This is a genomic window from Chitinophaga eiseniae, from assembly GCF_900167135.1.
GTDB lineage: Bacteria > Bacteroidota > Bacteroidia > Chitinophagales > Chitinophagaceae > Chitinophaga > Chitinophaga eiseniae.
Window position 1 is genome coordinate 294,081 of the sequence record NZ_FUWZ01000006.1, and the last position, 11,765, is coordinate 305,845.

10 protein-coding genes are annotated in these 11,765 nt (G+C 51.6%); 8 read left to right on the forward strand and 2 right to left on the reverse strand.

Annotated features, from left to right (window positions below):
• The first annotated feature begins 72 nt into the window (after positions 1–72).
• The 4 genes from B5D63_RS30265 to B5D63_RS30280 are packed head-to-tail and all read left to right on the forward strand — an operon-like array spanning position 73 to position 6,103.
• Entirely contained in the window at positions 73–1,461 is a 1,389-nt protein-coding gene (locus B5D63_RS30265) for a 3' terminal RNA ribose 2'-O-methyltransferase Hen1 (protein WP_078672618.1), read from the forward strand.
• Positions 1,458–2,537, forward strand: a complete 1,080-nt coding sequence (locus B5D63_RS30270; protein ID WP_235021667.1) for a DNA polymerase beta superfamily protein — start codon at positions 1,458–1,460, stop codon at positions 2,535–2,537. The genes B5D63_RS30265 and B5D63_RS30270 overlap by 4 nt, the downstream gene beginning before the upstream one ends.
• The gene (locus B5D63_RS30275; RefSeq protein WP_078672619.1) at positions 2,521–5,121 is read left to right on the forward strand and encodes a polynucleotide kinase-phosphatase; all 2,601 of its coding nucleotides are present in this window, start codon (positions 2,521–2,523) and stop codon (positions 5,119–5,121) included. The genes B5D63_RS30270 and B5D63_RS30275 overlap by 17 nt, the downstream gene beginning before the upstream one ends.
• 31 nt (positions 5,122–5,152) lie before the next feature.
• Entirely contained in the window at positions 5,153–6,103 is a 951-nt protein-coding gene (locus tag B5D63_RS30280) for an NADP-dependent oxidoreductase (RefSeq protein WP_078672620.1), read from the forward strand.
• A 77-nt stretch (positions 6,104–6,180) separates the two neighbouring features.
• Here B5D63_RS30280 and manA read toward each other — a convergent pair whose 3' ends face one another.
• Positions 6,181–7,386 (reverse strand): mannose-6-phosphate isomerase, class I, encoded by a 1,206-nt coding sequence (manA, locus tag B5D63_RS30285; protein ID WP_078672621.1) that lies wholly within the window; start codon positions 7,384–7,386, stop codon positions 6,181–6,183.
• A gap of 213 nt (positions 7,387–7,599) precedes the next feature.
• Between manA and B5D63_RS30290 the strand changes: the two genes are divergently transcribed.
• Both B5D63_RS30290 and B5D63_RS30295 read left to right on the forward strand, forming a co-directional pair.
• On the forward strand, positions 7,600–7,947 hold the full coding sequence (locus B5D63_RS30290) for a YraN family protein (RefSeq protein ID WP_078672622.1): 348 nt from the start codon (positions 7,600–7,602) through the stop codon (positions 7,945–7,947).
• Positions 7,948–8,261: 314 nt separating this feature from the next.
• Positions 8,262–8,585 (forward strand): hypothetical protein, encoded by a 324-nt coding sequence (locus B5D63_RS30295; protein ID WP_078672623.1) that lies wholly within the window; start codon positions 8,262–8,264, stop codon positions 8,583–8,585.
• 128 nt (positions 8,586–8,713) lie between these two features.
• Here the strand turns inward: B5D63_RS30295 and purB are convergent, their stop codons facing one another.
• Complete coding sequence (gene purB, locus B5D63_RS30300; protein ID WP_078672624.1) at positions 8,714–10,051, reverse strand: adenylosuccinate lyase; 1,338 nt, start codon at positions 10,049–10,051, stop codon at positions 8,714–8,716.
• Between the two features lie 141 nt (positions 10,052–10,192).
• On the opposite strand from purB, the gene B5D63_RS30305 reads away from it, so the two are divergent.
• Entirely contained in the window at positions 10,193–10,942 is a 750-nt protein-coding gene (locus B5D63_RS30305; protein ID WP_078672835.1) for a menaquinone biosynthetic enzyme MqnA/MqnD family protein, read from the forward strand.
• Positions 10,943–11,047: 105 nt separating this feature from the next.
• Entirely contained in the window at positions 11,048–11,707 is a 660-nt protein-coding gene (locus B5D63_RS30310; RefSeq protein ID WP_078672625.1) for an NADPH-dependent F420 reductase, read from the forward strand.
• The last annotated feature ends 58 nt before the right edge of the window (positions 11,708–11,765 follow it).

Sequence of the window (11,765 nt, forward strand, 5' to 3'; positions counted from 1 at the left end):
TGGATATAAAAAGTGGATATTAAATAAACAGTTATCTTCGGGGGATCATTTGACGATTGTTTTAGTGAACCTATGTTATTAACGATTACCACTACACGTAACCCCGCTACAGACCTTGGTTATCTGTTGCACAAACATCCGGCTAAGGTGCAAACTTTTCCCCTTACAGCCGGTGATGTGCATGTTTTTTATCCTGAAGCCACCGCGGAAAAATGTACAGCAGCATTGCTGCTGGACCTGGACCCGGTGCGGCTTACCCGTAAGTCAGGTCCCGGCGGCAATGACTTTGCGCTGGAAGCGTATGTCAACGACCGGCCCTACGTGGCTTCTTCCTTTATGAGTGCCGCCATATCACAGGCTTATTCGTCGGCCATGAATGGCCGTTGCAAAGACAAACCGGAACTGGTGGACGTCGCCTTTCCGCTGGAGGTGAGTTTGTCGGTATTGCCCGTCAACGGTGGCGAGCCACTGCTGCGCAGCCTCTTTGAACCGCTCGGTTATGAGGTAGACGTACAGGCTTTCCCGTTAGATACACAGTATCCGGAATGGGGGCAGAGCCGCTATTACCAGGTGACACTGAAGAATACGCTGCCGCTGTGGATGTTACTGTCCCAGCTGTATGTGCTGATCCCGGTATGCGACAACGATAAACATTATTTCGTGGGCAGCCACGAGATAGAAAAACTCATGGAGAAAGGCCGCGGCTGGCTGGAAGACCATCCGGCCAACGAGCTGATCGTCCGGCGCTATATGAAACATCTGGGACCACTGACCCGTGAAGCACTCGGACTTATCATGAAAGACGAAGCAACACCGGAAGAGGTGGAGGAAATACCTGAACCGGCGGAAAAAATACGCCTGCATGACCTGCGCCTGCAAACCGTGAGGGACCTGCTGCTGGAGCAACAGGTCAGCTCCGTGGCAGATCTGGGTTGTGGTGAAGGCAAACTACTCCGGCTGCTAACGGAGAAATCCGTGTTTACCCGTATCCTCGGCATGGACGTCAGCTATCGCTCGCTGGAGATCGCCGGTGAAAAACTCAAGCTGGACCGCATGACCGACAGACAGCGGAAACGGCTGGAATTAATACAGGGTTCCCTGTTGTATAAAGACAAAAGGCTGTCCGGTTTTGACGCCGCCACCTTAGTGGAGGTGATAGAACACCTGGACCCGCCGCGGCTGGCCGCAATGGAAAAAGTAGTATTTGAATACGCCCGCCCTTCGCTCGTGATTATCACGACGGTCAACGCGGAGTATAACATTAAATATGAATCGCTGACTGCGGGAACTTTCCGGCATAGTGACCACCGCTTTGAGTGGACCAGACCTGAATTTGAAGCGTGGGCCACGGAAGTCGCCGGCCGCTTTGGATATACCGTTACCTTCAGGCCATTGGGCGAATGGGACGACGCCGTGGGCGCTCCCAGCCAACTGGCACTGTTTACAATCGACACCGCATGATGACGTATACTACTTTAAAGGAACAAAGGGAATACCTGCTGCTGGAATGTATCAGCGGCAGTAAAGCCTATAACCTGCAGGTACCTTCGTCCGATACAGACCTGAAAGGCGTTTTCATACTGCCGCAATCAGAGGTATATGGTATGGACTTTACCGACCAGGTAGCCAATGACAGCAACGATGAGGTGTACTTTGAGATAAAACGTTTCCTGGAGCTGCTGGAGAAAAACAATCCGAATATCCTGGAGTTGCTGAGTACGCAGCGGGAGAATTGCCTGTTCCGCCATCCGCTGATGGACCTGATCAAACCGGAAGATTTTCTGTCGCGCCTCTGCATGGATACTTTTGCAGGGTATGCTCAAACCCAGATCAAAAGGGCGCGTGGCCTCAATAAAAAGATTAACCAGTCCTTCCCGGAAACACGGAAAGATATTCTGGAGTTTTGTTATGTCGTGCAGGGTAGTGAGAGCGTTCCGCTGAAGCAGTGGCTGGAAGCGCATCAGCTGCAACAGGAAGATTGTGGCATTTCCCGGATCGATCATTTCCGGGATGCTTATGCCTTGTTTCACCGCTACCAGTTTCCCCGGCCGGTAAAGCTGAAAGGGCTGTTCTCCGGTCCGGATGCCAATGATGTGCAGTTAAGCGCCATCCCCAAAGGCGTGGTGCCGGCGGCAATCATGCATTTTAACAAGGACGGCTATACGGTGTACTGTAAGGAGTTTGCCGCCTACTGGGACTGGGTGGAGCATCGCAACGAAGCGCGCTATCAGCATAACCAGGCGTTAGGGGCAGACTACGACAGCAAACACATGATGCACACCTTCCGCCTGCTCACAATGGCTGAAGAGATTGCCCGCTACCGCGAGGTACGGGTGTTCCGGGAAGACCGTGATTTCCTGTTGCGTATCCGCAACGGGGAATTTGCCTACGATAAGTTGCTGGAGATGGCAACGGAGAAATTAACCAATATACAGGAGCTGTACGCTCAGTCAGATCTTCCGGAACGCCCGGACCCGGTATTGACACGGCGACTGCTCATCAAGATCAGAGAAGCGTTTTATGGCAAGAAGAAATAACCTGTCTCATATATCCATTCCGGAATTGTCACTGGTACTGCTGGTAGGGCCGTCAGGCGCCGGCAAGTCCACCTTTGCCCGGAAATACTTCAAACCTACGGAGATCATCTCTTCCGATGTATGCCGTGGTTTGATCAGTGACGACGAAAACAATCAGGCGGTATCGGCTGACGCATTTGAGCTGGCGCGCTTTATAGCCGCCAAACGCCTCAAAAACGGACTGCTCACAGTTATAGACGCTACCAACGTACAATCCGAAAGCCGCAAGGACTGGATTAAACTGGCGCGGGAATACCATGTGCTGCCGGTGGCCATCATATTGAACCTGCCGGAAGAGGTATGCAGTAAAAGAAACAAGACCCGCCCGGACCGTAACTTTGGCGGGCATGTGATCCCGCAGCAGATCAGTCAGCTGAAGCGCAACCTGCGCCACCTGAAAGAAGAAGGCTTCCGCCAGGTATACGAGTTGCGCTCCGAGGAAGACGTGGCCATGCTGGAAACCATCACTCGCACACCTTTATATAACAATAAAAGAGAAGAGCACGGACCGTTTGATATTATCGGCGACGTACACGGTTGTTATGATGAACTCTGTATGCTGCTGGAGCAACTGGGCTATGGTATCGACCGTGAACATGCGGAGCTGATAAGCGCTCCGCAGACGACTAACGAAGACGGATATACGCGTGTTCGTAAACCGGTGTTCGTGGGCGACCTGGTAGACAGGGGGCCGGCATCGCCGCAGGTATTGAGACTGGTGATGAATATGGTTGGCAACGGGGCGGCACTGTGTGTGCCCGGTAACCACGACGCCAAGTTGCTCAAATGGCTCAACGGTAAGCAGGTACAGTTGAAACACGGCCTGGAGAAGACCGTGGAACAACTGAGCGCCGAACCGCCGGAGTTCCTGGAAAGTATCAAAACGTTCATTGACGGATTAATCAGTCACTATGTACTGGACGATGGTAAGCTGGTAGTTGCGCATGCCGGCCTGAAGGAAAATATGCAGGGCCGCGGTTCCGGCGCTGTGAGGGAGTTCTGTATGTATGGCGAAACCACGGGAGAGATCGACGAGTTTGGCCTGCCGGTGCGCTATAACTGGGCGCTGGAATATAAAGGCAAAGCCATGGTGGTGTACGGACATACGCCTGTGCCACAGGCGCAGTGGCTGAACCGCACCATTGACATAGACACCGGCTGCGTTTTCGGTGGCAGCCTCACCGCATTGCGCTACCCGGAGAAAGAGCTTGTATCCGTATCTGCGCTGCAGCAATACGCTGTACCGGCGCGCCCCATCGGTTATAATGCCGACAGCGGCCTGAGTGTGCAGCAGCAGTACGACGGCGTCCTGGACATTGCGGACTTCATCGGTAAAAAAATAGTCAACACCCGTTACAGCCATAATATCACCATCCGCGAAGAGAACAGTATTGCGGCGCTGGAAGTGATGAGCCGTTTTGCGATCAATCCCCGCTGGATGATTTACCTGCCGCCAACCATGTCGCCGGTGGAGACTTCTTCTTTACCCGGCCTGCTGGAACATCCCGAAGGAGGGCTGCAGTATTTCCGGGAAACGGGCGTGGAAAAGGTGGTGTGTGAAGAGAAACACATGGGATCACGTGCTATCGTAGTGGTATGCCGTAATGAAGACGTAGCCCGCGAACGTTTTGGGGTAGACGGGGAGGGTATCGGTGTGGCGTATACCCGTACTGGCCGTAGTTTCTTTGCTGACAAAGGGCTGGAACAGGCGTTCCTCGCCCGTATGAATGCGGCGCTGGAAAGCGCCGGCTTTTATAACGATTTCCAATCCGACTGGGTATGCCTGGACTGTGAGCTGATGCCGTGGAGCGCCAAGGCGCAAGCGCTGCTGCAGCAGCAGTATGCCGCCGTGGGAACGGCTGCCGGTCAGGCGTTGCCGGCTGTGACAGCCGCGCTGGAACAGGCTGTCCGCAACAATGTTCCTGCTCAGCTGTTATTGGAGAAGTACCGCAGTCGTCAGCAGCAGGTAACAGATTATGTGGCCGCCTACCGTCAGTATTGCTGGCCGGTGCACCGGCTGGAGGACTATAAACTGGCGCCCTTCCATATCATGGCCACAGAAGGGAAAACTTACTTCGATAAAGACCATGAATGGCATATGGCTCATATCCGCAAAATCTGCGAGGCAGCGCCGGAACTGTTGCTGGCCACAGCTTACCAGGTGGTGCAGATCGGCGATCCGGAAAGTGAACTGGCCGCGGTACAGTGGTGGGAAAAACTCACCGCCGCCGGAGGCGAGGGTATGGTGATGAAGCCCTACAGCTTCCTGACCAGAGATACGCGGGGGCTGGTACAGCCGGCCGTGAAAGTGCGTGGGAAAAATTATCTCCGTATTATTTACGGCCCGGAATATGATGCCCCCGAAAACCTGTCAAGGCTGCGTTCCCGCGGACTGGGAGCCAAACGTTCCCTGGCATTGAGAGAATTTGCGCTGGGACTGGAGGGACTGGAAAGATTTGTAAGCAAGGAGCCACTGCAAATGGTGCATCAGTGCGTTTTCGGTATCTTAGCGCTCGAAAGCGAACCGGTAGACCCCCGGTTGTAATCCGTTACTATTACATCAAACAAAGAAGTATATGAAAGCCATAGCCGTATCTGAATTTAAAGGTATCCCGACTTTGATGGATTTGCCCAGGCCCGACGTAAGGCCCGGTACTGTACTCGTTAAGGTACAGGCAGCAGGTATCAATCCCTTCGACTGGAAAATGATTGACGGGATCATGAATAATGGAAAAACACCGCATCAGTTTCCGCTGATCATGGGAGTGGACGGCGCCGGCGTGATAGAAGAAGTGGGAGAAGGGGTGACACACTTCAAAAAAGGAGACCTCGTTTATGGACAGTTCATTCATATGCCGATAGGTGAAGGCTCTTACGCGGAATATGCCATTGTACCCGAGAAAGCGGGGCTTACGATGGCCCCCATGAGAATAAGCCCTGAGGAAGCGGCAGCGGTGCCCACCTCCGGTATGACCGCCCTGCAGATGATCGACAAACTGAAGCTGCAGAAAGGGGATGTGGTCCTGATCAACGGCGCTACAGGCGGCGTGGGTTCGTTCGCTACGCAGATAGCGGCTGCAAAAGGCCTGAAAGTGATCGCCACCGTGGGAGATGAGGCCGGTGCTAAACGGATGCATCAGCTGGGAGCGGCCGTCACCATCAATTATAAAAAGGCGCCGCTGGCCGACCAGGTGAAAGCGAAGTTCCCGCAGGGGATTGACGGACTGATTGACATGGTGAGCGATAAAGCCGGTTTTGAAAACAACCTGCAGCTGGTAAAAGAAGGGGGTGGGGCATTTACCACTTTATTCGTCGCCGACGACGAAGCATTGAAGGCGAGGAACCTGCATGGGGGGAATTTCGAGACGGAAGGAGGCCCGGCAGCGCTGGACCAGCTCTCCCGGCTGATAGACCAGGGCCAGATCAAAGTGCCGGTGGAAAACAGGATCAGGCTGGAAGACGTGCCGGCTGCTATCGTGGCCAGCCGTGAAGGAAAGGTTACCGGGAAGACCGTGATCATTATGTAATTACTGGCTGGTTACCATAAAAAGAAAAAAGCAGTGTAGGTAGGCTACACTGCTTTTTTTGTATGCCAGGGTGACGGTTATTTAACCGGCACGGTCGCTTTAAATATTTCCACGCTGGTAGTGGTAGTGATTTCATAGCTTTCGCCGTAGGCGGCCATTACGCACTGTCCTTTGTGGAGGTCCAGCGTGTCGGAGCCTTTGATGGTGGCGGCGCCGCTCATGACGATCATGATTTCGGCGGCTTTGGCGGTGTAGGTGTACACCTGTCCTGCGCTGATGTTGATTTTGCTCACGACAAAGTCAGGAGCGGGCGTAGGGTAAATTTTTTCCAGTCCGCCGGAGATGCTGTCACCAGCGAGTATTTTCGGGTGTACCGCTTCAAAACGGGTATGTTTCAGTAGTTCCGGTACATCGATGTGCTTGGGGGTAAGGCCGCCGCGCAACACGTTGTCTGAGTTGGCCATCAGTTCCACATTCTGGCCTTCGAGGTAGGCGTGCGGGATGCCGGCATCCTGGAATACGGCTTGTCCGGGTTGCACATGCATAATATTGAAGAAGTAAATGGAGAAGATGCCTCTGTCGAGATTATCGGCGCCATTCGGATCGTTGAGCACCGCACGGGCCGCCCAGAAGGCCGGATCGGATTTGGACAGTTTGCCGGCTTTGTAGTCAGGTATGAGGCGGTCTGTCAGCGGGCGCAGGATAATGTTGGCCAGTGCCTGCGGCATTTCCATCACGCTTTTATACAGACCATAGTAGCCTTCTTTTTCGTATATGCCTACCAGTGAGGTAAATTCAGGTGTGTCCAGCAATACCTGTTGCAGTTTATCCTCTGGCAGGAAACCGTGGAGCAGCCAGAATTCGCTGAGGGCCACCATGATTTCCGGTTTGTGGTTGGCATCTTTATAGTTGCGGTCAGGTGCGTTGAGCGGGATGCCGGCGGCGTTTTCGCGGGCGAACCCTTTTTCCGCTTCTTCTTTGGTGGGATGCACCTGGATGGACAGCATGTCTTTTACGTCCAGTATTTTAAAGAGATAAGGCAGTTCCTGGAACTGTTGCCATACCTGTGGTCCTACGATGCCTGCCGGGTCTTGCTGTATCAGTTCATTCATGGGCACCGGGCCATTGCTGGTGGTAATAGCGGAAGGCGCGCTCGGATGTGCGCCCATCCAGTATTCTGCACTGGGTTTTTCTGATGGGGCTATTCCCAGCAAAGCAGGGATGTAAGTAGATCCACCCCAGGCATAATGCTGAATCTTTCCATCCAGTCTGAATAATTTCATAAAGACGATTTACGGGTTTATGGTTTTAACGGTTTGTTCATCGTTCGTGTCCGCGGCAGTCACGCTGCGATCAGCGGGCGGTGATAACCCAGTGCAAATTACTGTCAAATTATTCAGATTTTTAAGCCCCACGTCGCTAAATAGTTGAAAAGCAACAGACTGACGCTGAAAATGTGTATCTTAAAGGGGATTGTTTGTTAAACCATTTTCCCGATGCACCCACAGGAAACAGGACAGGAAGGTGAAAGGATTGCGCAGGAATATGTGCGCCGCTTTTGTACCATCCGTCATACCAATTGGAAATGCGGCCGAAAAGAGATTGATATCATTGCCGAAAACGGCGGCACGCTTTTTTTTATTGAAGTCAAAGCCCGGAACGGCGATCGTTTCGGTTGGCCGGAGGAGGCGGTGGACCGCAGGAAACAGGCGCATATACAGCTGGTGGCCGCAGCTTACCTCGAGTACTTCCATCTTTATCCGGAGGCGATCCGCTTTGATATTATTGCTGTTACTTTTACTGCGGCGGGGCATGAACTGTTGCACCTGCGGGACGTGTTCTGAGTCCGGCTGAATTAACAAGTTAGGGTTTACATCGATTGCAGAAAATCTGTGAGCTGAGGTTCAGGGGATAAAGGGGGCGACGTCCTCATTGGGCGTGTTTTAGCAACGTATTACGTTAACCAATACTTAACAAAATAAACACTTATAATCTATGTTTAATAAAAAGATATTTTATATCTTTGCCGTGCAAAAAAAATGACCCCTGTGATGTTATCACAAACCCGTTTTAAACCGGGTCAGCTATCATAATCATCTCCCTGGAAAAACTCCGTACAACACCTTTGAAGGTATTGTTCATCATAAAAACTATTATTATGAACTTATGGAGCTTGATGGTATTTATTCAACAGACAGTGGGAGCGGTAGCGGTCAACAGCAGCTTACCGTGCAGGATCATCCAGGAACAGCCTTATAGCGGGCGTCTCTTTGTGCAGATGGAAACAGTGGAAGGAGAAGAGAACCTGTTACTGACAATTTTCGACAATCATCACTCACCTGTGCGCATGATCCCAATTGCGCAAAACAGTCTGCCAGCGGGGCAACTGGTATGTCTGACCGGATTATCAGCCGGAGAATATATTGCCCGTGTAACCGTGGCCGGAAGGGTCGCAGAGAAAAATATCGAAATAAGACAGTAAAGCTGTCTTAATGCTTTCGGGAGTCATATGGATTTGGGGATTTTTTGATTTACGATTTTTTGATTTCTGGCAGACTACATTTGTTCCCCAAAATCAAAAAATCGTAAATCGAAAAATCCCCAAATTATTTACCAGAGGCCGGTATAGTTATGCGGCGTAATGGCTTTCAGTTCTTTTTTCAGCGCTGCGCTGATTTTCAGACCATCAATGAATTTATGCATGCTCTTCTGGGTGATATGTTCACCGCCACGGGTCAGTTCTTTCAGTGCTTCATATGGCTGCGGATAATTCTCCCGGCGCAATACGGTCTGAATAGCTTCTGCTACCACGGCCCAGTTGTTTTCCAGGTCTTCTTTCAGCTTGGCTTCATTGAGAATCAGTTTATCCAGTCCTTTCTGGATAGACTTGGTGGCCAGCAGTGTATGACCGAAAGGCACGCCTACATTGCGGAGCACCGTGGAGTCGGTGAGATCGCGCTGTAAACGGGAGATGGGCAGTTTAGCGCTCAGGTGCTCGAACACGGCATTGGCGATACCAAGGTTGCCTTCTGCGTTTTCGAAATCGATCGGGTTTACTTTGTGCGGCATCGCGGAGGACCCTACTTCGTTCTTTTTGATTTTCTGTTTGAAGTAGTCCATAGAGATGTAAGTCCACACGTCGCGGCAGAAATCAATCAGGATATTGTTCACCCGTTTGAGGGCATCAAACTGGGCGGCGATGTTATCATAATGTTCAATCTGGGTGGTATACTTCATCCTTTGCAGGCCGAGGGTATTGTTCACAAACTTCTCTCCGAATTTTTCCCAGTTGATTTTAGGGAAGGCTACGTTGTGGGCGTTGAAGTTACCGGTAGCGCCGCCGAACTTGGCAGCGAACGGAATTTCTCCCAGCAGTTTGATTTGTCCTTCAAGGCGTTCTACAAACACCAGTATTTCCTTGCCCAGGATGGTAGGAGATGCCGGTTGGCCGTGGGTACGGGCCAGCATAGGCACTTTCATCCAGGATTCGCCCAGCTTTCTGAGGGCCAGTACCAGGTTGGCCAGCGCAGGCATGTACACATGTTCAACGGCGTCTTTCCATAACAGCGGGGTAGCGGTGTTGTTCACGTCCTGGGAGGTCAGGCCAAAGTGTACCCACTCCAGCTTGTCTTCCAGGCCGAGGTTCTTCAGCTCATTTTTCAGGAAGTACTCTACTGCCTTCACGTCGTGGTTGGTGATTTTCTCGGTGTCTTTGATCAGCTGTGCGTGCTCAATGGTAAACTCCTGGTAGATCTTGCGCAGGGAAGCGTATTTGGCCTTGGGCAAGGTAAACAGCTTCTGTTCAGACAGCGCAATAAAATATTCCACCTCTACCATCACACGGTAACGGATCAACGCAAATTCGGAAAAATAGCCCGCAAGCTCGTCCAGTTGCTTACGATAGCGCCCATCCAGCGGGGAAATGGCAGTTAATGGTTGTAGTTGCATAATATATATGTATTCCAGTTTTTACAAAAAAGCCTGCGGGAAAAACAAGGCCGCCTTTACCACCTGTTTTCAGGGGGAAATCAGGATTTGGAACTTGTTATCCGGGATTTAGTTACTTTTGCAGCTTCAAAATTACTGAAATTGGAACGGAAAGTAAAAGTTGCGGCTGTAAGTTATTTGAATACGAAGCCTTTATTATACGGATTCAGGAATCATCCGGTAATGGAACAGATGGAATTGTCAGTGGATTATCCTGCTAAAATCGCCCAGCAGCTGATAGATGGTGAGGTAGATGTGGCCCTTGTGCCGGTGGCTATTATCCCTAAACTGAACGAACACCATATTATAGCGGACTACGGTATTGGCGCAGAAGGCCCGGTGGCCTCCGTATGCCTCTACAGCGATGTGCCCCTGAACGAAATTAAACGGATCTACCTGGACTACCAGAGCCGTACCTCTGTAGCCCTGCTGAAAATACTGGTAAAAGAACACTGGAAGCTGGACGTGGAGCTGGTGCCCACCACCGGCGACTATGAGGACAAAATCAAAGGTACCGACGCCGGACTCGTCATTGGCGACCGCGCCCTGGCACAACGGAAAGTGTCTCCTTTTATTTTTGACCTCGCCGAACACTGGATGCGCTTTACCAGCCTGCCTTTCCTCTTTGCGGCATGGATCAGCAACAAACAGCTGCCGGAGGATTTCATACAACAGTTCAACGACGCGACCAGCATCGGCATCAAAAATATTCCTGCCGTGGTAGCGGAGAACCCGTACGACTTGTACGACCTTACCACTTATTACGTGCATAACCTCAGCTATCCGATCACCCCGGCCAAACGCCAGGGTATGCAGAAGTTCCTGTCCTATATCCGGGACCTGGGAATTTAAGGACAGCTTATCTGATTAATTAAAATGCCATGAAATCCCTTTCATGGCATTTTAATTAATGCGCAAATGAGTTAACTTCATAGTTCAACAAATACTCCCGCGGTCATGAGAATCGGTATCCTCGGCAGTGGTCCTGTTGGGCTCACGCTTGGCAAAGGTCTTATTCAGACGGGCCACCATATTACGATTGGTACCCGTAACCCTGCCAGGGAGGGATTACAGCAATGGGTCCGGCAACAGGGGCAGCAGGCCGCTGCCGGTACCTTCCGCCAGGCTGCTGAATTCGGGGAACTGATCATCATCTGCACCAGCTGGCCCGGCACTAAAAAAGCCATCGAGGCTGCCGGCATCTGGAACTTCAAAGGCAAAACCGTCGTAGATGTGACCAACCCCGTAGATGGCAAAGGGCCCGATGAACACGGCCGTCTTAACCTGCTGGTCGGACATACCAACTCCGCCGGTGAACAGATACAGGCCTGGCTTCCCCCGGATGCCAGGGTAGTAAAAGCCCTTAGCTGTATCGGATACCAGCACATGCTGTCCCCCGATTTTACAGAAGGTTCTCCCACTATGTTCATCGCCGGCAACAACCCCGAAGCGAAACAAACTGTCGTAGACCTGCTCAATGAGTTTGGCTGGAAAGATGTTGCAGACATGGGGCACATCGAAATGAGCCGCAGTATAGAACCGCTGGCCGTATTATGGACCGCCTACGGGTATCTGCATAACAGCAGCGGACACGCGTTTAAATTATTAAAGAAGTAAGGTATACATCTACCTAAAGCAAAGCGGGTGACATACTATGTTACCCGCTTTGCTTTTA